Raw genomic sequence first — 22,388 nt, 5'->3', positions numbered from 1 at the left:
CGGGGCATCCAGCTGACCGGCGGGGGTTACGCCATGCCTAGAAGACCGGTACGCCCTCGCGGACGAGCTTCCAGTTGAGGTCGGCGAAGTTGGCCGGGTCGATCGTGCCGGAGGCGCTGGCGGCGTCGATCAGCGCCTGGCGGATCTCCACCTGGGCGTTGTAGACCACCGGAGCGGTCGTGACGTGCGGGAAGCCGCCGCCGCCCGACTGCCGGTAGTTGTTGATGGCCACCACGAACTGCTGACCGGCCGCGACCGGGTTGCCCTGGTAGGTCAGGTTGACGATGCGCTGACCGACCGGCTGGGAGATGTCGATGTCGTAGTGGACGCCGGACAGCTGGTCGTAGTTGTAGTCCGGGGTGCCGCTCGCGTTGGTGAGGGTGGCGAGGTTGATCGGCGCGCCGGGAGCCACTTGGGCGAAGTACTTGGCGGAGTACTCCAGGTAGTCCTTGATCTGGGCGCCGGTCAGCTTGATGCCGAGCAGCGTGTTGTCGTAGACGTACAGGCCCGCCATGTCACGGACGCTCACCGGCCCCGCCGGGAAGACCGCGGTCCGGCTGAAGGGCGCGGCGATCGACAGCACCGGCAGCGAGGCGTCCGCCGTACCCGCGATGGCCTGGCTGACCACGTCGGTCTGCACCTTCTGGATGTAGTCCAGAATCGGGGTGTCCTTGTACGGCGACTCGGTGGCCGACAGCTGCTCCTTCGACTGGGCGATCACCTGGTTGACGTAGGCGACCGTCTTGTCGTGCTGTTCCTTCATCAGCTTGACGATCTTCGGGTCCTCGGCGACCGTGTTGGTGTTCAGCGTGGTCGAGGACTTGCCGGTGACCGTCCACTTGCCGCGCTGCTTGGTGAGGTTGAAGTCGACGACCGAGAGGCGCTGACCCCACCGGCCAGGCTCGGTGAGCAGCACCTGCTGGCCGGTCACCTTGTTGGTGACGAACCGCTGCGGCACGTCGTTGTGGGCGTGGCCGAACAGGACGGCGTCGATTCCCGGCACCTGCTCGGCGACGAGCGCCGAGGCGTTCTCCACCGGGAGGTCGGTGCCGTACGAGGACAGGCCGTTGTCGCCGGCGTGCGCGGTGACGAGCACGACGTCGGCGCCCTTCTCCCGGATGATCGGCACCCACTTCTTGGCGGTGTCGACCAGGTCGAGGAACTTGAGCTTGCCCTCGACGTTGGCCTTGTCCCAGATCGCGACACCCGGGTTGGTGAGACCGAGCACGCCGACCTTGATCGGCTTCTCGCCCTTGACGTTCATCGTCTTGATGATGAACGGCTGGTACGCCGGCCGCCCGTTCTTGACCGACACCGCGTTGGCGCCCAGCACCGGGGCCTTCATCTGCTTGACCCAGGTGGCCAGCAGGGGCAGCCCGTAGTTGAACTCGTGGTTGCCGAGCGTCACGGCGTCGTACCCGATGGCGTTCATGGCCCTGGCCATCGGGTGGGTCGCGCCGGTCTCCGTGATCGGTTCGACCTTGGCGAAGTAGTAGTCGAGCGGGGTCCCCTGGATGGTGTCCCCGGAGTCGAAGAGCAGGGTGTGATCGGCCCCACGGTCAGCGCGGATCTGGTTGACCAACGTGGAGATCTTCGCCAGCCCCACGTCGTTGTGCGCGCTGTCGTCGTACTCCATGTTCTTGAAGTAGTCCCAGTTGAGAGCGTTTCCGTGGATGTCGGAACTGGCCATCACGGTGACCTTCACCGTGTGGTCGGGGGAGGCGGATGCGGGAACCCCGGACGAGAGAACCCCAACGACCACAACGGCGACGCCGGCGACGAGGGTCCGGCCTAGTACTGAAGACATAAGACGTGACTCTAGTGATGCGGAATCACCAAAGAGTCACACATTCATTAACAGGACATTTGAGGATAAATCGGTAGATATGCACATGGACCTGGATGCGCCGCAGGCTCTCCCGATGGCCGCAGGACGAACGGCGAGCGGCCAGCGAGCCCCGCGAAAAGCCACCACACCACACTCAGTAGCCGCCGCGTGACCTACTTCGGCCTGTGGCTGCCGGGGCCACTGTCGCGGACGAGGTCGGTCGACCTGGGTGCGCGGCATCTACACCTCTCCCGAATCGAACCAAAGGTGTGCGCCAATAGCTCGGGACAGATGAATACGAACCGGTCAATTCAAGCACTCGCCTAGACATGGTCCCAGGCCGTGGTGAAGAGCTGGAGGGCATAGTCATACATCAGGCCAGGGCGAGACGCCACGATGCAGGACGAGTCACGGCCGTGGGACGCCCGGCGGTAGAGAGTGAGAAACGCCACGCGATCGGTGATCACTATTCGGTGAAGGTTGGGGAGGTTGTAGCGACGCAATTCGATGTTGTTCCTGTCGACGGCGACCTCGCTGATGTAGCCGGCGTTGATGTCGACCTGTTCGGCCAGCATTCCCCGGGAGAAGCCAGGGTCGATACGCCGGATCTCGTCTTCACGCCAATCCAGCCATGATGCGGAGCGATGGTCGGTGTCGGGAAGCAGCACGTGAACGAACTCCAGGCGGCGTCCCGTGTCTTCCCACAGAGCGGCGAACCCGTCGCGGGTGAGTTCATTTCCTCGGCCGGCGAGCACCCGTACCCAGCGGGCTTTGCTCAGCTCTTTCGTGAGATCGTTGGCGGCGACACGCTGTCGTGGATGTACCCGGGAGATCCCCAGGCCAGTGAATCTGGACAGAAGCAAGGTTGGCCAGGAGCGCACGCGAGGCGACAGCACCATACCGCCCACTACCGCGAGCACGGTAGCGACAAGCGAACTCACCACCCCGATCATGAACTCTGTCATCGGGACTCCCGGTCAGGAGCGACAGGGAAGGTAGGGAATCAGTACCCGCAGTACCTCGGCTGCGTGCCGGGCGGCCGTTTTCTGCAGGGCGTCGTCCTTAGCTTTGTCCGAGTGGTCGGAAACCCCGCGGATCACCACCCAACCGCGCAGCTGGGGCGAGTTACCGCGCTCGTGAAATGCCTGGGCCAGGCCGCCGGCTTCCATGTCAACCACAGAAACCTTGTCGTTGTAGTGTTTAAGATACTTCCTGATCTCGGAATCCGCATCCGCAATGACGGCGTCGCCCGTTCCAATAATGCAGGAAATAACGCGAAATTCGTCATCTTCGCTCGCGAACCGTGCCGGTTCACCATAGTCGACGAAGAAGCTGTTTACGGCATTTACCACTATGGCAGGCGTCTCACGGTCCTCGCCTCTGCGCTGGACCCCGTCAGCGGTTTCCTTTCGAAGGTCGTAGTATACAGCGCGCGTCCCTATGGCGACGTCGCCCGCTGAGACATCCGGGTAGAACCCGCCACCGATACCGACGAGTGCGATGACAGCCGGCCGGAAGGTCTCCCTGAGATTCTCGAACGCGGCCATCGTCGATCGCTGGCCCTGACCGTGCGAAAGTATCATCGCCACCCTGGTGGCTACCCCTCGAAGGTCGGTTGTTCCAAGCCAGAATTGGACTCCGTTCATGGATTCACGTTCGAGCCCGAAGGCCTCCACGACCGCCGTTGCCTCCAAAGGTTTGATCGTTATCACGCCAACGTCCGCGCGTCTGCTGACGGTTGCCGCTGACGGATGTTGGTGGACAACCGCGGCCCCGTCACCGATCGCGGTGCCGTTGATGATCATGGAGCCGCCCTGATTGATTATTCCGCTGTTCTTGAACTGTCCGGTCACGTGTGACCTCCTCCTGATACGCTGCCAAAGGATTCGGGTAAATCGAGTTTCACCGCGTTGGCGCCGACCGCAGAGTTGTTGACGGTCATCGATTCACCGAAGTTCATGATCCCGGTATTTATGATGCTGGTAGCGCGTTCCTCGAACTCCGATACGTCGACCTGGTGTTCGCGCAGGAACTCGGTTGCCACCTTCAACAGACGGTCCTCGATGAGCTTCACATGGTCGGAGATGAGCGTTCGGTCGAGTTGAGCCGACTCCCACGGCATGCGCTTCTCTTCCCGCACACTCAGCTTTGCTCCGATCTTCACACCCCGTTTGGGGTCGAGAACGCGGCTTCGCCGTGCTCTGAACGCTCCGAACAGGACGATTGGGACGCGAATCAGGCGCCACGCCTGCATGATGTCGGCGGGAAGTTCGGTAAGGGACCGGGCCGCCGCCCGGAGGACGGCGGTGACTCCGTCTTCGCCGTACTCGTCGAGAATGTGATACTCGTCCGGCGTACGCGTCAGCGCACATGCGGCGAAGTCGAGGCTGAGCGCGCGCCCTTTGACTGTGGTGCGAAGGAACACGGTGGTGACCAGCTCACCGGCTACCGACGTACGGATTTCGAGGAAGTGATGGAATCGGTCGAATGGCCGATCAATAATCTCATTGATTTTGTACGCAGCGGGCTCGCCTTGCAGCCAGTCGCGCTCGGAGTCGACATCGGCCTCCGCTACATATATACGGTCTGCTTTTCCGAATCCGGGAAGGCTGGTGGCGTCATCCTGCCCGTCGAGCCGTTGCATCTCGCACTTCAGATGGTTGACCAGCTTGTGCGCCTTGAACGGGAGCGGATCGAACTCCCGATCCGCCATGCTGCCCTTGCCCTCCTTCAACAGGTGGATGTTGAGTGGCGGGTTCCAGCGATGGATCAGCCGTCCGGCACCAACGAATGGCTTACGCGAGTCATCCAGTGCCAGGATTTCGCGGAAGTTATCCGGATCCGGCTCCTCCATTGAGGGCCTGCTATAAATAACAAACGGGTGGTGCTGCTGTTCGTCGATCACCCGATACCGGCGACTGTCCGGCGAGGGCAGTCGGCCCTTGGCTGTTTGATGCAACGCGCTGCGTTGGGCCGCACCACAACCGCACGCGACGAGAATGGGCAACATTCCCATGATCGCTGCTTGCTGCAGTAACTGGGGCAGCGGAATCTGTGCCACGCCAGAGATCACGGGGACGACCACGATCAGGACACCACTGCCGGTGCAGGCAAGCTTCAGGGAACGGAGATGCTCGGCGAGATCGTTCGACTGGCTGTGCCAGCGGGCGCGCCGTAAGAACCGGTCCGCGCGCTCTCTGGCCTTCAGCGGTACCGCGACCAGTGCGCTTCTGACCGCGACGGCAATAGACCAGCACAGGCCGAACAACGCCATTACGGCGACGGCCACCGCGGGTGCCCCTGCAAAACCGCCAAGGAGGATAGCGAGGATCAGCGCCCACTTCAGTGTTTCCAGGCGCCACGCCCGCCAGGCGTGCACGACGACCGGCACCAGATCGAAGCCGTAGGAAGGCGCGACCATGTGCTTGGAGTCGTTGTAGACACGGCGGATGACCATCTCGCGGAATTCACGATCGAGGTACACGCCAGCACATAGGTACTGTGTCGCCTTCGAGTTGACCGCCCCTGTGCTGTTCTCGAGACGTACCGTGCGTGCTCGGGCCATGAGCCCTCCCGGTAGTCATTAAGGTAAATCTGACCATAAGCACGGTCGGCACTTAGAGTCAACTGGACCTTTAATGGGGTTATGGCAATGAGCAATACAGTCCACCGACGCCGCCCGCCCACCTCCCTGGCTGTGGCAGTGGATCTGGTGATCTTCACCGTGCGCGGTGGCCGACTCCAGGTTCTACTGATCGAGCGCGGCAACATGCCCTACCGTGGCGAAACGGCGTTGCCCGGCGGGTTCGTTCGTGATGGCGAGGCGCTGGACGCGGCCGCCCGGCGGGAACTACGAGAAGAAACCGGAGTAGTCGGCGACAGCCTGCACCTGGAACAACTACATGCCTACGGCGACCCCGGTCGCGACCCACGTGGACGCATCATCTCCATCGCCTACCTTGCGCTCGGCCCCGATCTCCCCATGCCCCAGGCGGGAACCGACGCGTCCGCCGCCCACTGGACCCCGGTGTCCTCCATCCTCGACGGACAGACCCCCCTCGCCTTCGACCACGAGAAGATCCTCCGTGACGGGTTGGAGCGGGCCAGGTCCCAGCTTGAGCACACCACGATCGCCGCCGCCTTCTGCAAGGAGCCCTTCACCATCGCCGACCTGCGCCAAATATACGAGGCGGTATGGGGCGCCCCCCTTGATCCCAGCAACTTCCGCCGCAAGGTCATGAAGACCCAGGGCTTCGTCATGCCCATTGGTGAACGACGGCTCCCCGACGTCGGACGCCCTGCCGCCCTGTTCCGCCGAGGTCTCGCCGCGACACTCACTCCGCCATTGACGAGGTCGGGCGGAATGTCAGCTTCCCGCTAGCCAGAGCGGACCTCCGACGCTCACTCGCTCCCAAACTTCCCCACACTTGCGCCATCCACCTTGTAACTCGTAGCGAATCCGTGACCACCACCGTGGTCAGAAGGCTGCAAACGCTGCCCGCAGGCGAACTCACTGGCCGTGACGCCTGGTCCTAGCCGACCGCGTGGCAGAACACCCGCCCGACTCCGAAAGGCCGCCGCATGAACCGCCCGCTGATCCTGCTCGACGTCGACGGCGTGCTGAACCCGTTCCGCCGTCCCGGCGAAGACTGGCAACATCACAACCTCACCTGCGACGGCATGGCGTTCGACCTCTGGCTCAACCCCGCCCACGGACCGAAACTGCTCGAGCTCGCCGAGACGACCGGCGCGGAGTTGACCTGGGCGACCACCTGGGAGCACGACGCCAACCGCGCCGTCGGCCCCATCCTCGGATTGCCCGAGCTACCGGTCATCGAAGTCACCAAGACCAAAACTCTGACACCACCCGGCTGCTGCCGGAAAACCCCCGCCGTCGCCGAGCACGTCGCCGGCCGCCCGTTCATCTGGTTCGACGACGACCTGTCCCGCCACGACCGCCTCTGGCTCAACCAGCACCCCAACGTCAACCGCTTCCGCCTCATCCACATCGGCGCCTCCACCGGCATCAAGGACGCCCACTTCCGCCAGGCCACCGACTGGCTGGCCACCCTCGGCGAGGCGAGCCCCTGAGCCTGGCCAAACGAGAGCGCGAACCGGACTGGTCGTGGATTGAACGTCAGCGTGCCGCTGCCGGGATCTCGTCGCGGCGGCTGAGGCTCAGGTAGAGGACGAAGCCCAGGATGGTGGCCAGGAACAGGCTGCTGGTGACGATCGTGCCCAGGCCCAGGCCGCCGTCGTCGGACGGCTGGGACAGGTAGTCGCCGATCGAGGCGCCCAGGGGGCGGGTCAGGATGTAGGCGAGCCAGAACGCGGCGACCGCCTGCAACCTGAAGCCGTAGTGGGCGATGGCCACCAGGGCGATCGCCGCGCCGAACACGACGGCCGACAGGGCGTAACCGAGGCTGAGCGACTCGGCTGCCAGGTCGCCGGCGGCGGTGCCGAGGGCGAAGGTGAACAGGATCGCCAGCCAGTAGAAGGCCTCGCGCCGCGGCGTACGGATGCTGTGGATCGACAGTGTTCGTTCGACGGCGTACCAGACGGCGAACGTGATCGCGAGGGCGATCGCGAACGCGATGGTCGTGGCCTCCAGGGGGACGCCGAAGTTGTCGGTGAGGTTGTCGGTGATCAGCGTGCCCACGACGCTGATCAGGACGACCACGAGCCAGTAGACGCCAGGCACATAGCGGCGCAGCGCGAACTGTATGACCAGGGTCGCGATCAGCAGCGCGGCCATGACGTAGGTGGTGTTGGTCAGGCCCAGGTTCAGGTTGCTGTTCAGGAAGTCGGCGGCGGTCTCGCCGACCGTCGTGCAGAGCACCTTGATGATCCAGAAGAAGATCGTGACCTGGGGGACCTTGTTGAGCATTCTCATGGTCGCAGGCTCACATCGGCCGCCTGAAATCATCCTGACTGCGTTCAGGCCAGCGGCAGCCGCACCACGAAGCGGCCGCCGGCGCCCGCGACCGCCGTCACGTCGCCGCCGCTCGCCCTGGCCAGGCGTCGGGACAGGGCGAGGCCGAGCCCTGAGCCCTCGGCCAGATGCGAGGCGCTCCCCCGATGCGCGGGCTCGAAGATCAGCTCTTCCTCGCCGGGCCGCACTCCCGGACCGCTGTCGGTGACGGTGAAGGTCACGGCCGATCCGTCCCTGGCCACCGTGACGCGTTCCGCGCAGCCGTACGTCAGGGCGTTGTGGCGCAGTGGCGCCAGGATGCGGGTGACCAGTTCGGACTCGCAGCTCACCCGCAGCCCGGGGTCACAGGTGAAGTCCACACCGGGGCCCTGAACCGCGTCCCCGATCCTGCACCCCGCCGAGGTGAGGGCGGTACGGGAGAACCCCAGCAGCGTGTCGACCACGTGGCTCAGTTCGCCCGTGTGGGTGACCACGCCGCGCAGCGCGTCGCGGAGTTCGGCGGCGGGCCGGGGGCGGAGCAGCGCGATCTCGGCCTCGGCTCGCAGCCGGGCGAGCGGGGTGCGCAGTTCGTGCGCGATCTCGGCGCTGAGCAGCCGTTCGTGCCGCAGGTTGATCGCGACGCGATCCAGCAGGACGTCGAGCCCGGCGGCCAGGCCCGTCAGCTCGTCGCGTACCGGCCCCCAGGAGAAACGGCGGTCCAGGTCGTGCTCGCTCCACTCCAGCGCCTGGCGGGTCATCGCGCTCACCGGGCGCAGGGCCGCCCTGACCACCTGCCGGGTGAGCACCACCACCAGGGCGAGGACGGCCAGGTCCAGCACCAGGGCGGCCAGCAGTGCGATTCGCGCGCTGTCCCGGTAGGGACGCAGGGACACGCTCACTACGACGGTGCCCCCGGCCGGGGCGGGGACGGCCAGCAGGCGCACGTCGCCCACGTCCTGGATGCCCGGCTTGAGGGCCGCGGCGGCCCGGGTCACGTCGGCCCCGGCGTGCGGTTGGGCCAGTACGCGTCCGGACGCGTCGAACACCCACGCGTTGTCGTCGATCACCTGGTCCAACGGCGGATCCTCGACCGCGAGTCCCCCCGGGGTGACCTCCACAGTGGTCATCGTGGCCTCGGCGCGCGAGCGCAGCACACGCACGGCGTCCTGGTCGAGCCCACGAGTCAGGACCGCCCAGAACCCGATGGTGAGCACCAGCAGCGCGGCGGCCACCGAAGCGGTGGTGACGGCCAGCAGGCGGCGGCGGATCACGAGTACCGATATCCGACGCCGCGGGCTGCGGTGATCGTCGCCTGCGTGCCCAGCCCCGCGAGCTTGCGGCGCAGGCGGGTGACATAGGAGTCCAGCGTGTTGTCGTGCACGATCGCGCCGTCGGGCCAGGCGGCGGCGATGAGCGCGTGCCGGCGAACGACCTCGCCGGGCCGCGCCATCATCGGCGCCAGCAGGCGAAACTCGGTGGGCGTGAGCCGGACGGCGCGCTCTCCGTCGGTGATGCTGTGCCCGGCCGGGTCGAGCCGCAGCCCTTCCGGCGGGGCCGCCGGGGCGAAGCGCCGCGCCAGCGCGTGCAACCGCACGGTCAGTTCCGCGAACGCGAACGGCTTGACCAGGTAGTCGTCGGCACCCGCACGGAATCCGGAAAGCAGGTCGGACAGCCCGTCGCGGGCGGTCAGCAGGAGCACCGGCGCATGGACGCGGCGCGCCCGCAGCGCCATCACCACGTCGCGGCCATCGGCGTCCGGCAGGCCGATGTCGACCACCAGCAGGTCGGTCGGGGTCTGCTGGACGCCGTGCAGCAGGGCGGTCCCGGTGGGTACGCTCACACGCACGTCGAAGCCCTCCTCCCGGAGGCCGCGCGAGATCAGACCGCGCAGCGGCAGGTCGTCTTCGGCGATCGCCACGCTGGGCGGCCCGGCGCGCACGGTCAGCCCGCCGCTGCGAGATCGTCGAGCAACCGCCGCCACTCGGTACCGATGCGGCCGGGGTCGTACCGCTTCGCCGTCTGCAGGCCCCTGCCGCCCAGTTCCAGGCGCCGGTCACGGTCACGGATGAGCTGCTCGATGGCCTCCGCCAGGGCGGCCGTGTCGCCGGCCGGAACGAGGAGCCCCTCACGGCCCTGGGTGATGATCTCGCGTGGGCCGTTCGGGCAGTCGAAGCTGACGACGGGCACGCCTTTGCTCAGCGCCTCGACGATCGTCATGGAGAAGCCCTCGTGCCGCGAGCTCAGCGCCAGCACGGACGCACCGTCGAGCTGGGCGCCGATGTCGGCGATGGGTCCGGGCAGTTGCACAGAGTCCTCCAGTTCACGATCGCGTACGGCGGTGGCGAGGTGGGCCATCTGGGGACCGGCACCGACGATGCGCAGCCGCCAGCCGGGGAAGTCGGCGGCCACCCGCTGCCACGCCTTGATCAGCAGGTCGAATCCCTTCACCCTGGTCAGCCGTCCGATAGCCAGCACCGTGGGCGCCTCCAAGGGGGACGGGCCGCCGGTGAGCGGCGTCAGGGCGTTGGGGATGCGCTCCAGCCGGGCGTCCGCGCCGAGGATCGTGCGATAGGCCGTGCGATCGGCCTCGGTCAGTGTCACGAGGGCGGAGAGGCGGCCGTACCTGCGGCGGATCAGCGCTCGGATCGCGGGCTTGTGGGCGGCGAGGCCGACGTGCTCCTGCGCGATCGTGATGACGCCCGGCGGCGCGAAGAGGGCGGTCACCAGGTTCAGCCCCGGCCGTGTGCTGATCAGAACGCCTCCGTGCAGCCCCCGCAGGAACCGGATAAGCAGCCAGTCGGTACGCAGCGAGAAGGTCTTGTAGGCGGCTTCCTCACGGGGAATCAGCCGACTGCGGAGGCCCCACGGGCGCCGTCCGACGCGATCGTCGAGGAAGGTGACCGTGACCCCGTCCGGTACGGCGAAGAACGGTTCCGGCCGGGTTCGCACCACGCTGACGATCTCGACCTCGTGATCGGTGGCCAGGTCGGCGGCGAGGTTGTAGACGGACCTGATGGTCCCGCCCATGCCGTTGGCGTGCAACAGCAAGATCTTTATCTGCCGGCTGCCGGGCGGTTCCGGCTGACGGGCGCGGCGGCGGTTGGCGTGGCCCAGCAGCAGTACACCGAGCCGGCGTGCCCGCCCCAGGCTCAGCGCCAACACGATCGCGGCGGGTGCCGCGACGAGTGAGCCCAGGGTGTCGGTGAAGTAGTGGGCGCCCAGGTAGACGCGTGCGAACATCTGCGCCACGACCACGACGGCACCGGCGACGATCACCCAGCGGCGGCGGATCAGCAGTGCGGCGGCAATGGCCAGCGACAGGGTCAGGCAGACATGGCCGCTGGGGAAGCTGTTGTCGCCCAGTTCACCCAGCAGGGCGTGGTGGACGGGGGGCCGAGGCCGTCCGACGACCACTTTGAGGACCATGCTGATCCCCCAGCCGGCCAGCACGACAGCGAGGGTGCGGACGGCATCGGCATGTCTGCCGGCCAACGCGAGCCCCGCCGTCAGGGCGATCACGATGATCGTGCCCGCGACGGTGCTGAACCCGATGTCGAGCACCTGCGCGATCCCGGTCAGCCACGGCGCGCGGGCCGACTGGACGGCCTGGCTGAACGCCCAGTCGCGTGCCGTCCAGCCGGAAGTGCGCGCGGCGAAGCCGAGCGAGGTGGCGAGCACCAGTGCCAGGGTGCTGAGCAGGAGCCGGGTCTTCTCGGTCAACAAATTCCCCCCGATCACAGGTCCCGCAGGACCGTCAGCGGCGGCCGGCGGGCCGCCCGCAGCGCGATGAGCCCGGCGGCAGGCAGCACCACCAGGCCGAGCCCGGCCAGGACGGCCAGGTGACCCCAGGGGATGGCGAGCTGGTCGGGCGGCGGATCGAACACGCCGGTCAGCACGGCCACGAGCATGCGCGCGACCGCCCACCCGGCGGCCGTCCCCAGCAGCGCCGCGCCGAGCCCGACCAGTGCCACCTCGGTCCAGATGAACGCGCCGAGCTGCCGTGGCCTGGCCCCCAGCACGCGGGCCAGCGCGAAGGTCCGGCGTCGTTCGGCGAAGCCGAGGACCAGCAGCAGCCCGGTCGCGGCCACGACGAGGGCCAGGCCGTACCCGAGCTCGATGGCGCTCAGCCCGCCCAGATCGACGGCGGTCAGGCTCGACCCGACGATCCGGCGCGTCGTGTCGAGGTCGCTGATGCCCGCGCTCGGACCGAGCCGGTCCCGCAGCCGGGCGGCGACGACGTGCGGGGCCGTGCCATCGGTGGAGACCAGGAAGGTGGTCGACCCGCACGACCGGGGGCAGGCGCTGGCCAGGTAGGACGCGTTGGCGACGAGGAAGCTGTCGCGCGGCGCCGTGGGGAATTCGGCGACGACGCCCGCGTAGTGGAAGGGCACGACCTGGCCGTCCTGGGTTCGCAGGCGTACCAGGTCGCCCGGCCGCAGCTGGAAGTCGGTGACGGTTTCCTGGCTGACGAGCAGCGCGTCCGGCCGGGCGGCGAGCTTCCCGACCGCGCCCGCGGCGGTGTCGCCGGGGAAGTAGGCGTCCTGCAGCCGGGCCGCCGACAGCACGGTGCCGGCGCGCAGGCCGTAAAGATCCTGCAGGTCGGAGCCGACGTAGGCGAACCCGTGCTGGAGCGGCTCGACGGCCGAGACACCGGGCACACCGGCGAGCCGGCCTTCGGTGGCCGTGGTACGGGTGACCGTGACGTCGGCCCCGTTGGTCAGCACGGCGTCGACGTTCGCCTGCTGCCGGTACGTGGCGTTGAACGTGGCCGTGGAGAGCACGAACGCCACGGCGAGCGCGGCCACGGTGACGCCTCTGCCGATCGGCCCCGCCTGCCGGGCGATCGAGGCGGCGACGGTGCCGCTGAGTCCGCCGGCCAGCGGCGCCGCGAGCCTGGCGAGCAGTCCCCTGCCCGGCCCGACCAGGAGCAGGACCAGTCGCCAGACGAGCAGCCCCAGCCCGGCCCACAGCAGCGCGGGCGCGGCGAACGCCCAGTAGTCGACCGAGATCTGCGTCAGCCCTTCCGGCACCAGGACGAGCTGGTGCCCGGTGGTCAGCCGGAACAGCACCAGAGCCGCCGCGATCAGCACGAAATCAAGCCAGAACCGGAGCGCGGCGGGTGGCCGGCCGGTGGTGACGGGCGCCCGTCCCGTGATCACACTGCCGGGCCGCAACGCCGAAGGCAGCACCGTCGCGCACGTGACAACCAGGCCGAGGGCGGCGCTGACCGCCCCCCATCCGCCGACGGGCCCGGTGAGCGCGGCCAGGCCGAGCCCGGCGAGCGTGCCCGCCGCCCACACGATCAGGGTCTCGGCCAGCGCCAGCCGCAGGAACACCGCCGGGGTGGCGCCTCTGGCGCGGAGCAAGGCCTGCTCGGACGCCCGCCGTACGGCCCCGGATCGGGCGACCGACGCGGTGAGCAGGACGGCGAGCACCACGCCGGGCACGCCGAGGAACACGAACAGCAGTTGTGAATAGAGCGCGTCCTCGCGGGCGGCGCCCAGGGCCGCGCCGAGGTTGTCGCCGACCAACCCGCTGCCGGCCATCCGCACTTCGAGATTGCGCGCCGCGCCGGTCACCTTGATATAGGCGTCGGCGGGATCGGGCGGCAGCTGGTGGTCCAGGCGCACGTGAAACTGGGTGCGCGCCGTCGCACTGCCGTCGAAGAGCTGGTGCCAGCGGGCCGCCGGCAAGATCAGGACGTTGTCCGGAGGCGCCTGCGGTTGCGCTCCCGCGGGTGCGCCGACCCGCTGGAACAGCGCGTCGGCTTCGGGCAGTTCGACCACGCCCGACACCGTGACCTCAGCGTCCGGCCGGCCCCGCCGATGCACGGTCACGGTCGTGCCCGGCTCGGCGTGCAGGTTGGCGGCGGTCTGCTGGGCCAGCAACGCGCCCGTGGCGTCGCCCGCGAGCAGCCGTGTCTGGCCGGGAAAGACGTCGGCATAGTCGGCGGGCAGCCCCAGCGCGCGCCCGGGACCGGTGTCGATGGTCGGGGTGCTGAGCCCGTCGAAGGCGGCGAAGTCCACTTCCCTGAACGTGCCGGGCATGGGCGTCGTGATCGAGGCGCCTGGTTGGGCCTCCACCTGCCAGTCGACCGCCACCCGCTCGACCGAGCGAGCCGTCATCGTCGTCTTGGCCGACGACAGGAAGACGCCGAGCGCGGCGGGCAGCGCCACGGCGAGCGCGATCCCGGCGGCCGCGACCGCCAGCCGGGCGCCGCGGCGGGTGAGCAGGCCGTACAGCCAGAGCCAGGTCAGCATGTCAGCCCTCCATCGCGCATGCGCCAGTGAACCGGCAGCAATTGGGCGATCCGCGCGTCGTGCGTGGCGATGACCAGGGCGGCATGCAGTTCCTCGGCCACGGTCACCAGCAACTCGACGACCCGGACCGCCAGCGGCGCGTCGAGTTGCGCGGTCGGCTCGTCGGCGATGATCAGTTGCGGCGATCCGGCGAGGACGCGGGCGACGGCGACGCGCTGGGCCTGCCCGCCGGACAGTTCCTGGGGGAGCTTGGCCGCCAGGTCGCCGACACCGACGGCGTCGAGTGCCGCCAGGGCCCGCAGCCTGGCGTCCGCGGCCGGCTGCCCGGCGATGAGCAGGGGCAGGGCGACGTTCTCCGCGGCGTCCAGCGGCGGCAGCAGGCTGGGGCCCTGGAAGACCACTCCCACGTGGCCGCGCGGCTCGTCGTCCAGGTCGGGCCAGGCGATCGTGCCGGTGGTGGGCCGATCCAGGCCCGCGAGCAGGTGCAGCAGGGTGGTCTTGCCCGAGCCCGACGGCCCCGTAAGCGCTACGTGGTCTCCCCGGCCGAGCCCGCAGGAGATCCCGTGTACGGCGACGACGGCCTTGTGGCCACGCCCGTAGGTGCGGGCGACGTCCTGACAGGCGACGACCGTCATACGAGCCGCCCGTCGGCGAGTTCGACCACCCGGTCGGCCCGGTTGCGTACGGCCGCGCTGTGCGAGGCGATGACGACGGCGGTCTTTTCGCGTGCCTGGTCCCTGATCAGGTCGAGTACGGACGCCTCGCTACCGGCGTCCAGCTCCCCGGTCGGCTCGTCGGCGACCAGCAGCGCGGGACGGCAGGCGAGCGCCACCGCGAGCCCGGCCCGCGCGGCCTCGCCGCCCGACAATGCGCTGGGCCAGGCGTCGCGCAGGCCCACCAGGTCCAGCCGGTCCAGCAGTTCGTCCAGGTAGGCGCGGTCCGGCCGCCCGCCCAGCGCCTGGGCCAGCCGCAGATTCCGCGCGACGGTCAGGTGCCCGACGAGGTTGCCGCTCTGGAACAGCACGCCGACCAGGCGTGATCGTAGCCGCGCCTTCTCCGCCTCGGGGAGATGGCTGATGCGCCGTCCCGCGATCCGCACCGAGCCGCCGTCGGGGTCGTCGAGCCCGGTCACACAGTTGAGCAGCGTCGACTTGCCCGAACCCGACGGGCCGCTGATCGCCACGACCTCGCCCGCGCCGGCGGTCAGCGAGACGCCGCGCAGTGCCCGGGTCTCCTCCTCGCCTGACCGGTAGAAGCGGTACAGCTCCTCGGCCTGGAGGATCACGACGTCCACCGGAAGGAGTCGGAGACCGTACGCCACGGGTCGACGTTGTCGGCGCCGACCGGACCGGACAGGGTCAGGATCGCCTGCCGCCCGCCCTTGTCGAAGACGTAGCGCTCGACCTCGTCCAGGACGACCTTGCCGGTCACCGGGTCGGGAGCGCTGTCGACGCGGTAGACGGTCAGCCGGGCCTGGCCGCCCGTGCGGTTGACGGTTTTCTGGTCGATGGGGCGGCCTGGCGGGTCCGATGGGGCGCCGAGCTCCACGCGAACGCTGTTGAGCTTGTCGGTGAAGGTCGCGCCGGTGGGCAGGTCGCTGCGCGCCCACCCCTCGGGCACCTTGACCTCGTAGCCCTGGCCCTGGGGGCGGAAGGGGAGGAAGACGGTGTCGTCCGGGATGTCGCCGACGGGGTTGGACTCGGTCGGGTGCGCGGCTGGGACGGTGGTCTGGGCGGCCTGGGGCTGCCCGCCGCACGCCCCCAGTGCGGCCACGGTGACCAGCGCGAGCGCCGTGTGTCGTACGTCCATGGATGCACCGTAGGAACGACCGGGTCAGCGCCCGCTGAGCGAATGGTTAGCGCGACGTTCACCTTCTCCTTGCATTTATCGGGACGTTAACCTCCTACCTGCGACGATGCGGACATGAGGCCCCCCGGGACCCCGCTGCGCCGCCGGGCGCTGATCGCGATCGTGGCCGCCACCTCGCTGGCGGTGCTGCTGTTCGCGGCGCCGCTGGCGGTGTCGGTCGGCCGTCTCTATCGCGACCAGACGGCCTCCGCGCTGCAACGGGACGCCGCGTGGATCGCCGCCACCGTCCCCGACGACGCCGGCACCGACCCGAACCCGCCGACGCTGCCGAAGAACGTCTCCACGCACCTGGCCGGGGTGTACACCGTCCAGGGAAAGCGGCTGTTCGGAGCCGGGCCGCCGACCTCGGCGTTCGCCGCCCTGAGCCGGGACGGACACACCCACCAGACGATCGAGGACGGGTACCTCGCCGTGACCGCGCCCATCCCGTCCGACGAGGGCATCGCGTTGACCGTCCGGGTGGCCACCCCGTACGACGAGGTGGCGGAACGGGTGCACCAGGCGTGGCTGGTGCTGGGCGGGCTGGCGGTCGTCGCGCTCGGGCTGGCCGCGGCGATGGCCGGCTACCTGGCCCGCCGCCTGGCCACCCCGCTCGAACGGCTGACCCGGGCCGCGCAGGCGCTGGGCGACGGGGATTTCACCGTACGGGCGCCGAGATCAGGAGTGCTGGAGGCCGACCAGGCCGGAGCGGCTCTGGAGGCGACCGCGCGGCGGCTGGGCGAGGTGCTGGCCCGGGAACGGGCATTCAGCGCGGATGTCTCCCACCAGCTCCGCACCGGGCTGACCGGGCTGATGCTGGGCCTGGAGTCGGCGCTGTCCCGCCCGTCCGCCGACCGGACGGAGGCCATCAGGAATGCTCTGGCGCGCGGGGAGCGCATGCGGACGATCATCGAGGATCTGGTCACCCTGGCCCGCGACGAGCACGGCGCGGGGCTGCCGCTCGAGCTGCCCGCGCTGGTGGAGGAGGTCCGCCAGGACTGGCACGGCCTGCTGGCCGGGCAGGGCCGCCGCCTGACGATCCGGCTCGACGGCGACCTCCCCGTGGTGACCGCGTCGTCGGCCGCGGTCCGGCAGATCCTGCTCGTCCTCCTCGACAACGCGATGCGCCACGGCGCCGGGGAGGTGCTGCTCACAGTTACCGATGTGGGGCCCGGGATAGCGGTCAACGTGAGCGATCAGGGCGAGGGCGTCGCCGAGGGCCGCGACGTTTTCGGCCGCATGCCCCGGGACGGCCACGGCATCGGCCTCGCCCTGGCCCGCTCACTGGCCGAAGCCGAGGGAGGCCGCCTCCTCCTGCAACGCGACCGCCCACCAGTGTTCAGCCTGCTACTTCCCGGTGTGCTGTGATCCCTTGTTAAGCCGGTGGCCGTGATCTCTTGTTACCCGGGGTGCCTTGATCTGTTGTTACCCGGTTTGCCTTGATCATTGCTCGAAACGGTAGCCCCGCCCACGGACCGTCGTGATCCTCGGCGCCCCACCCTCCACGCGCGGTTCCTCCAGCTTGCGGCGGAGCGCGAACACATGCACGTCGAGCGTCTTGGTGGAGCCGAACCAGTTCTCGTCCCAGACCTGGTCCATCAGATCCTCGCGGGTGACGACCTCCCCCGCCTTGCCCGCCAGAACCGCCAGCAGATCGAACTCCTTGGGCCGCAGCGCCAGCTCCGTCCCGTCGAGGAAAGCCCGCCGCGCCGCCAGGTCCAGGCGCAGCGCGCCCACGGTCAGCATCCGTTCCTGCGGGATCACCGCCTGCCTGCGCATGTGCGCACGCAGGCGGGCCATCAGTTCGGCCAGCCGAAACGGCTTGGTCAGGTAGTCGTCGGCGCCCGCGTCGAGGGCGACCACGACATCGAGCTCCTCGGTACGCGCCGTAAGAACGACAATCACCGCCTCCGGCACCGCAAGCCGGATCTTCCGGCACACGACCACACCATCCAGGTCAGGCAGCCCGAGATCCAGCAGAACAAGATCAGGCGCAGCAGACTGGGCCCTCTCAATCGCCGCCTGCCCATCAGTGGCCAGCGTGGCAGCGTACCCGTTGACGTCGAGGGCCTCACTCAGCTCCGCCCCGATCACCGGATCGTCTTCCACCACCAGCACACTCGCACCTGCCATGCATCGATCGTAAGCGCCAGTCCTCGTGACTCACCGTCCACTGAAAGGCTGCTCACCATGGACGTCTACGAGAGCAACGCTTGGCTGGATTGGTGGGCGAATCCCATCACTTGCCTTGCGAGCTTCGAGGTGATGTTGGTGATCCGCTCCGAGGGGCGTACCTGGGAGGCTCAGGCACAGCTGGTCAGGCTCGACGAGCCGGCGCTGGATGCGTTCGAACTGCTCAACTCTGACCCAATCTTCGATCTTCGACTGCCGGACGGTGCCACCCTGAGCGTCGAGGTCCACACAACTGACGAGACCGGCAAGTTGCAGCTGACGATGCGGTAAAGCCTGTTCCACCTGGGCCTATACCCGATCTATACCGGCGTGTCCGATGCTCAGCCCGAGCAGACCCTGGCCCCACCCCAGGCTGTGGGGCAGAAACGACGACCTCTGGAGGTATGCACCCGGGCCTTCCATCAACGAGAGCAAGTAAGCAGAAAACCCGCGTTGTTGTTCGGCAGATTCTTCAACCCGACATCACTCCGATCAGGAAGGAAGACATCATCCGATGAAGCGCACTTTGGCTCGTTTCAGAGATGAACTGCTGTCGGCAGTTCTTCCGGAATCAGACGCAGCGGCCTCCTGCACCGTATACAGCACCTCCTGCTACTACTGCTCATCGACCTACTCCCGGAAAGTGATCACCTACCGGTGTTACCCCAGCGGCGGTGGCGTCTACTACTACAGCTCGGACCTGGGCTGCGGTACCTGCTGAAACCGATCACCCCAAGGAGCTGCCGTGATCGTAGTTCGGCCGGCTCTCGCGGGATGATCTGATCGCTGGAATCCCCGGCATCGTGATGCTGATATGGATTGCGGTGCCGGTGTCCGGAAATCCCCACCTCCATCTACGTCCGGGGCCGAACTGTGATCGCATTCCAGGTAAGTCTGTTAATACTGACGTTGTGTCTGACTCTGCTCAACCTGGTGCTCATCCTGGGTATCGCGCGAAAGGTCGGGCGGGGCGCGGGAGTGGCGCCCATCCAGGCTGGAGACCTCCAGCTGAGCTCATCGCCGGGAACTCCGGTAGGCGAGTTCATGGCCACCAGCACACAGGGGGTGACGGTCGATCGTGACACCCTCGAATTCGGTACCGTGTTCGCCTTCCTCTCGCCGGGCTGCGCCCCTTGCAAGGAGGCCATGCCGGCGTTCATCTCCTACGCGACCATGAACAAGGGAACAGTCGTGTCCGTACTCTCCGGCGTATACGACGGGGACGTCATGGCCACTTTGGAGGCGCTGGGACCTGTTCTCATCGAAGAGCCGAACGGGCCCGTTGCCAGGGCGTTCGGTGTCGCCGGAGTCCCCGTCTTCGTCACCGTGGGATTCGGGAACGTGCTCGCGACCAGTCCGAAGATCGGCCCGGAATCGAGAATCAACACACCCGCGTAACCCTGTTTCCGCCTACCTGCTCGACCGGGGTTGCCTGCCATGGAACTTGCTTACATAGCACTTGTCTCGGTGGCGTTCTGTCTGGCTTCCACCCTCGGCGTGCTTCGCCGGAAGTTCGGCGTCGTGCATGTTCATGGATCGAGCATGAACCCGCACCTGAACGCGGGTGACAGGGTCATTATCGCGCGCCGTCCGTCCAATTATGCGCGCGGCGACGTTGTGGTGATCACACGCCCCGACTCGCCGGGGCAACTCGTCAAGCGGATCGCGGCCGTCGCCGGCGACCGATTCCCGGGCGGGCTGGGAGTGGTGCCGCCGGACCATGTATTCGTTCTCGGCGACAACCTGCCGTCCAGTATGGATTCGCGTCATTTCGGGTTCGTACCGATGGATCGAGTAGTGGGGCGAATGATACGGCGGCTGACAATATAACGGGACCAGATGGCCTGGGCCCGCTGACTGTTTGTAGGTGACGGCTAGATGGCAGACTATTTACTCGTATTCAGCGGAACTCTACTCGCCGTCGTCTTCCTTACTTCGAGCGTCGGCAAAATCCTCCACTACTCGTCGTTCACGGACTCGGTCCGCAATATGCAGCTCCTGCCCCTCGGGGCCGTACCGAGTGTCGCACTCCTGATAATCACGGCCGAGCTGGTCACCGTCCTGTCGATAGTGCTCGGCCTGATGACGAGCTCGACTCTGCTCGTGTACGCCTTCGCCCTTCCCGCCGCGCTCTGCGTGGTATTCAATGCGGCGATTATCACCGTGATCCGCCGAGGCAGCTCCGTGGCCTGCAACTGCTTTGGACGACAGGCATCGGAATTCTCCACTAGGCACGTCGTGCGCAATACCCTACTTGCCGTGGCGGCCGTCGTCGGCATGCTCAGCGCCGACGTCGGGCTTGGCCCGTGGACCGCAGGAACAGGGATCACCATTGTCGCGGGACTGGTCCTGTCGTTTCTGGTCGTCCTGATGGACGACCTGGCAGATCTCTTCGCCTAGCAAAGGACACGATGATCCGGCCGAAATCAATGCGAGAAAGCGCCCATATGACGGCCAGGACATTTTCCCTGGCCTGGCAGGCGAGGTCACGGCTCGTCATTTTGGCGGTGCTCATCGCCGTGGGCACCGCCGCAGTACCCGTCACCACGGCCTGGCTGACCAAACTCATTCTGGACGCCATCGTGCTGGGCCAGCCGACGAGAGCCGTTCTCGTTCTCGCGACCCTGCTCGCGACGCTGGGACTGGCATCGAAGGCACTGACGGAGGGCGCCCGCTACTGCCAATCGGAACTGGACAGATCGATTGCGCTGACGGCCCAGAGCAGACTGTATGGCGCACTCAACCGGCTGCCGGGACTCGCGCGCTTCGAAGACCCCGCCTTCCTCAACCAGCTGAGGCTGGCGCAGACCATGGGCGGCCGCACGCCCAGCCAGATCCTCTCGGGATTCCTGTCCATCTCCGCAGCGGCCCTGGGCGCCGCGGGTTTCGTCGCATCCTTGTTCGCCCTCAACCCGATCATGGCAGGCGTGATCCTGACCAGCATGGTGCCGACCCTGCTGGCGGAGGTTTCGCTTTCCCGGCGCCGGGTCGCCATGCACATGAAACTGGGCCCGCTCGAACGACGGGAAATCTTCTACGCGCAGTTGATGACCGACGATCAGGCCGCGAAAGAGGTCCGCCTGTTCGGCATCGGGTCCTTCCTGCACACCCGGATGGTCGCCGAGCGGCGGGCGGCCAATGCCGAGAACAGGAAGTTGGATCTGCGTGACCTCGTAACCCAACTCTCGCTTGGCACGTTGGCGGCGCTGATCGCGGGAACCGGTCTGGTCTGGACCATCATCCACGCCCGCGACGGTGCTCTGCTGATCGGCGACATCTCGATGTTCATCGCCGCCGTGGCAGGAACGCAGAGCCACCTCGCCGCGCTCGTCGGCGAAGTGGCGCGAACCCATGGGCAGATCTTGCTGTTCAAGAGTTTCCTGGCCGTCGAGAGCACAGAACCGGATCTCGTCGTGGCCCCACACCCCGCACGGATCCCCTCCTTGTCCCAAGGCATCAGGCTGCACGACGTCTGGTTCCGCTACAGCGAAGACCATCCCTGGATTCTCCAAGGCGCCTGCCTCGACATTCCGGCCGGGACGTCCATGGGACTCGTGGGCCTGAACGGCGCGGGAAAGACCACGATAGTGAAGCTCCTGACCCGCATGTACGATCCCACCGCGGGCCACATCACCTGGGACGGAATCGATCTGAGGGACTTCGAGCCGGCGGAACTCAGAGCCAGGATAGGCGCCGTTTTCCAGGACTTCATGGCCTACGACATGTCGGCACGGGAGAACATCGCGATCGGGCGGCTCGACCTCATGCGGGACACGCTCGCCATCGAATCCGCCGCTCGCGAGGCGGGAATCGACAAGAAGCTCCAATCCCTGCCCCGCGGCTACGAAACCCTGCTCACCCGGCTGTTCATCGACGAGTCCGATCAGGAGAACACCGGGGTCTTCCTTTCCGGAGGACAGTGGCAACGGGTGGCACTTGCCCGCGCGATGCTGCGGCGCGACAGTGATCTCCTGATCCTGGACGAGCCGAGTTCCGGCCTGGACGCGGAGGCGGAACACGAGGTCCACACCCGCATAGCGGCCCTGCGAACCGGCCAGACGAGCGTGCTCGTCTCACACCGGCTCGGCGCCATCCGCCACGCCGACACACTCGCCGTCCTTCAGGACGGCGTGTTCGCCGAGGTGGGACGGCACGACGAGCTCATCGCACGAAACGGCCTGTACGCCCGTCTGTTCAAACTCCAGGCCTCCGGCTATCGCGACCCCGTCGAGCACGCCCAGCCAGGCCACTTCGAGGGTTGAACCGACCGACCACAGCGACATCATCTGCCGCAGAAGACGCGATCAAGATCAATGATCGCGCTGCTCGGCCGATGGCGGACTCGCTTGTAGCCCGTACCGGGTGCCCC

General features: G+C 67.6%; 21 protein-coding genes. 8 read left to right on the top strand and 13 right to left on the bottom strand.

Annotation, left to right across the window (positions count from 1 at the left end; genetic code table 11):
* Nucleotides 1-37: 37 nt before the first annotated feature.
* The 4 genes from KIP79_RS10545 to KIP79_RS10530 form a co-directional block, all read right to left on the bottom strand.
* Complete coding sequence (locus tag KIP79_RS10545; protein ID WP_214104534.1) at nucleotides 38-1,807, bottom strand: bifunctional metallophosphatase/5'-nucleotidase; 1,770 nt, start codon at nucleotides 1,805-1,807, stop codon at nucleotides 38-40.
* Nucleotides 1,808-2,151: 344 nt separating this feature from the next.
* The gene (locus KIP79_RS10540) at nucleotides 2,152-2,793 is read right to left on the bottom strand and encodes a hypothetical protein (protein ID WP_214104533.1); all 642 of its coding nucleotides are present in this window, start codon (nucleotides 2,791-2,793) and stop codon (nucleotides 2,152-2,154) included.
* A 12-nt stretch (nucleotides 2,794-2,805) separates the two neighbouring features.
* A complete protein-coding gene (locus KIP79_RS10535; RefSeq protein WP_308169659.1) occupies nucleotides 2,806-3,681 on the bottom strand; it encodes a 5'-methylthioadenosine/S-adenosylhomocysteine nucleosidase family protein in 876 nt (291 codons plus the stop codon).
* Entirely contained in the window at nucleotides 3,678-5,312 is a 1,635-nt protein-coding gene (locus KIP79_RS10530; RefSeq protein WP_214104532.1) for an AbeC-like domain-containing protein, read from the bottom strand. Before KIP79_RS10530 ends, KIP79_RS10535 begins: the two co-directional genes overlap by 4 nt.
* A gap of 168 nt (nucleotides 5,313-5,480) precedes the next feature.
* Here KIP79_RS10530 and KIP79_RS10525 point away from each other — a divergent pair, with 168 nt between their 5' ends.
* Together KIP79_RS10525 and KIP79_RS10520 are read left to right on the top strand one after the other, a co-directional pair.
* On the top strand, nucleotides 5,481-6,209 hold the full coding sequence (locus tag KIP79_RS10525) for an NUDIX hydrolase (RefSeq protein ID WP_214104531.1): 729 nt from the start codon (nucleotides 5,481-5,483) through the stop codon (nucleotides 6,207-6,209).
* Between the two features lie 200 nt (nucleotides 6,210-6,409).
* Nucleotides 6,410-6,919: an HAD domain-containing protein gene (locus KIP79_RS10520; protein ID WP_214104530.1), complete on the top strand. Its 510-nt coding sequence runs from the start codon at nucleotides 6,410-6,412 to the stop codon at nucleotides 6,917-6,919.
* Nucleotides 6,920-6,965: 46 nt separating this feature from the next.
* Here KIP79_RS10520 and KIP79_RS10515 read toward each other — a convergent pair whose 3' ends face one another.
* From KIP79_RS10515 to KIP79_RS10480, 8 genes are read right to left on the bottom strand one after another with little or no spacing between them, the layout of a single operon-like run.
* On the bottom strand, nucleotides 6,966-7,721 hold the full coding sequence (locus KIP79_RS10515; RefSeq protein ID WP_214104529.1) for a COG4705 family protein: 756 nt from the start codon (nucleotides 7,719-7,721) through the stop codon (nucleotides 6,966-6,968).
* 44 nt (nucleotides 7,722-7,765) lie between these two features.
* A complete protein-coding gene (locus tag KIP79_RS49345) occupies nucleotides 7,766-9,010 on the bottom strand; it encodes a sensor histidine kinase (RefSeq protein WP_214104528.1) in 1,245 nt (414 codons plus the stop codon).
* Entirely contained in the window at nucleotides 9,007-9,720 is a 714-nt protein-coding gene (locus KIP79_RS10505; protein ID WP_214104527.1) for a response regulator transcription factor, read from the bottom strand. The genes KIP79_RS49345 and KIP79_RS10505 overlap by 4 nt, the downstream gene beginning before the upstream one ends.
* On the bottom strand, nucleotides 9,681-11,459 hold the full coding sequence (locus KIP79_RS10500; protein ID WP_214104526.1) for a glycosyltransferase: 1,779 nt from the start codon (nucleotides 11,457-11,459) through the stop codon (nucleotides 9,681-9,683). The genes KIP79_RS10505 and KIP79_RS10500 overlap by 40 nt, the downstream gene beginning before the upstream one ends.
* Before the next feature lie 14 nt (nucleotides 11,460-11,473).
* Nucleotides 11,474-13,999 carry an ABC transporter permease gene (locus KIP79_RS10495; protein ID WP_214104525.1) on the bottom strand — a complete coding sequence of 842 codons (2,526 nt, stop codon included), beginning with the start codon at nucleotides 13,997-13,999 and terminating at the stop codon, nucleotides 11,474-11,476.
* Nucleotides 13,993-14,634, bottom strand: coding sequence for an ABC transporter ATP-binding protein (locus tag KIP79_RS10490; RefSeq protein WP_214104524.1), 642 nt, complete (start codon nucleotides 14,632-14,634; stop codon nucleotides 13,993-13,995). The genes KIP79_RS10495 and KIP79_RS10490 overlap by 7 nt, the downstream gene beginning before the upstream one ends.
* On the bottom strand, nucleotides 14,631-15,293 hold the full coding sequence (locus tag KIP79_RS10485) for an ABC transporter ATP-binding protein (RefSeq protein ID WP_214104523.1): 663 nt from the start codon (nucleotides 15,291-15,293) through the stop codon (nucleotides 14,631-14,633). Before KIP79_RS10485 ends, KIP79_RS10490 begins: the two co-directional genes overlap by 4 nt.
* On the bottom strand, nucleotides 15,281-15,808 hold the full coding sequence (locus tag KIP79_RS10480; protein WP_214104522.1) for a hypothetical protein: 528 nt from the start codon (nucleotides 15,806-15,808) through the stop codon (nucleotides 15,281-15,283). The genes KIP79_RS10485 and KIP79_RS10480 overlap by 13 nt, the downstream gene beginning before the upstream one ends.
* A gap of 114 nt (nucleotides 15,809-15,922) precedes the next feature.
* On the opposite strand from KIP79_RS10480, the gene KIP79_RS10475 reads away from it, so the two are divergent.
* The gene (locus tag KIP79_RS10475) at nucleotides 15,923-17,215 is read left to right on the top strand and encodes a HAMP domain-containing sensor histidine kinase (RefSeq protein ID WP_214104521.1); all 1,293 of its coding nucleotides are present in this window, start codon (nucleotides 15,923-15,925) and stop codon (nucleotides 17,213-17,215) included.
* Between the two features lie 75 nt (nucleotides 17,216-17,290).
* On the opposite strand, the gene KIP79_RS10470 is transcribed toward KIP79_RS10475, so the two are convergent.
* Nucleotides 17,291-17,980, bottom strand: coding sequence for a response regulator transcription factor (locus KIP79_RS10470; RefSeq protein WP_214104520.1), 690 nt, complete (start codon nucleotides 17,978-17,980; stop codon nucleotides 17,291-17,293).
* A 57-nt stretch (nucleotides 17,981-18,037) separates the two neighbouring features.
* Here KIP79_RS10470 and KIP79_RS10465 point away from each other — a divergent pair, with 57 nt between their 5' ends.
* From KIP79_RS10465 to KIP79_RS10445, 5 genes are all read left to right on the top strand, one after another.
* Nucleotides 18,038-18,310, top strand: a complete 273-nt coding sequence (locus KIP79_RS10465; protein WP_214104519.1) for a hypothetical protein — start codon at nucleotides 18,038-18,040, stop codon at nucleotides 18,308-18,310.
* Between the two features lie 582 nt (nucleotides 18,311-18,892).
* On the top strand, nucleotides 18,893-19,417 hold the full coding sequence (locus tag KIP79_RS10460) for a TlpA family protein disulfide reductase (RefSeq protein WP_214104518.1): 525 nt from the start codon (nucleotides 18,893-18,895) through the stop codon (nucleotides 19,415-19,417).
* 39 nt (nucleotides 19,418-19,456) lie between these two features.
* Complete coding sequence (gene lepB, locus KIP79_RS10455) at nucleotides 19,457-19,849, top strand: signal peptidase I (RefSeq protein ID WP_214104517.1); 393 nt, start codon at nucleotides 19,457-19,459, stop codon at nucleotides 19,847-19,849.
* A gap of 48 nt (nucleotides 19,850-19,897) precedes the next feature.
* Nucleotides 19,898-20,419: a MauE/DoxX family redox-associated membrane protein gene (locus KIP79_RS10450; RefSeq protein WP_214104516.1), complete on the top strand. Its 522-nt coding sequence runs from the start codon at nucleotides 19,898-19,900 to the stop codon at nucleotides 20,417-20,419.
* Between the two features lie 11 nt (nucleotides 20,420-20,430).
* The gene (locus KIP79_RS10445) at nucleotides 20,431-22,281 is read left to right on the top strand and encodes an ABC transporter ATP-binding protein (protein WP_214104515.1); all 1,851 of its coding nucleotides are present in this window, start codon (nucleotides 20,431-20,433) and stop codon (nucleotides 22,279-22,281) included.
* Nucleotides 22,282-22,388: the final 107 nt, after the last annotated feature.

This window comes from Acrocarpospora catenulata, assembly GCF_018476525.1.
GTDB classification, from domain to species: domain Bacteria; phylum Actinomycetota; class Actinomycetes; order Streptosporangiales; family Streptosporangiaceae; genus Acrocarpospora; species Acrocarpospora catenulata.
The sequence above is the reverse complement of the archived record's forward strand: the minus strand, read 5'-3'. Positions and strand labels throughout refer to the sequence as shown.

Coding starts and splice junctions, on each gene's coding strand:
- KIP79_RS10545 (WP_214104534.1), bottom strand. CDS start 1,807: ATGTCTTCAGTACTAGGCCGGACCCTCGTCGCCGGCGTCGCCGTTGTG.
- KIP79_RS10540 (WP_214104533.1), bottom strand. CDS start 2,793: ATGACAGAGTTCATGATCGGGGTGGTGAGTTCGCTTGTCGCTACCGTG.
- KIP79_RS10525 (WP_214104531.1), top strand. CDS start 5,481: ATGAGCAATACAGTCCACCGACGCCGCCCGCCCACCTCCCTGGCTGTG.
- KIP79_RS10520 (WP_214104530.1), top strand. CDS start 6,410: ATGAACCGCCCGCTGATCCTGCTCGACGTCGACGGCGTGCTGAACCCG.
- KIP79_RS10515 (WP_214104529.1), bottom strand. CDS start 7,721: ATGAGAATGCTCAACAAGGTCCCCCAGGTCACGATCTTCTTCTGGATC.
- KIP79_RS10495 (WP_214104525.1), bottom strand. CDS start 13,999: ATGCTGACCTGGCTCTGGCTGTACGGCCTGCTCACCCGCCGCGGCGCC.
- KIP79_RS10490 (WP_214104524.1), bottom strand. CDS start 14,634: ATGACGGTCGTCGCCTGTCAGGACGTCGCCCGCACCTACGGGCGTGGC.
- KIP79_RS10480 (WP_214104522.1), bottom strand. CDS start 15,808: ATGGACGTACGACACACGGCGCTCGCGCTGGTCACCGTGGCCGCACTG.
- KIP79_RS10475 (WP_214104521.1), top strand. CDS start 15,923: ATGAGGCCCCCCGGGACCCCGCTGCGCCGCCGGGCGCTGATCGCGATC.
- KIP79_RS10470 (WP_214104520.1), bottom strand. CDS start 17,980: ATGGCAGGTGCGAGTGTGCTGGTGGTGGAAGACGATCCGGTGATCGGG.
- KIP79_RS10465 (WP_214104519.1), top strand. CDS start 18,038: ATGGACGTCTACGAGAGCAACGCTTGGCTGGATTGGTGGGCGAATCCC.
- lepB (WP_214104517.1), top strand. CDS start 19,457: ATGGAACTTGCTTACATAGCACTTGTCTCGGTGGCGTTCTGTCTGGCT.
- KIP79_RS10450 (WP_214104516.1), top strand. CDS start 19,898: ATGGCAGACTATTTACTCGTATTCAGCGGAACTCTACTCGCCGTCGTC.
- KIP79_RS10445 (WP_214104515.1), top strand. CDS start 20,431: ATGATCCGGCCGAAATCAATGCGAGAAAGCGCCCATATGACGGCCAGG.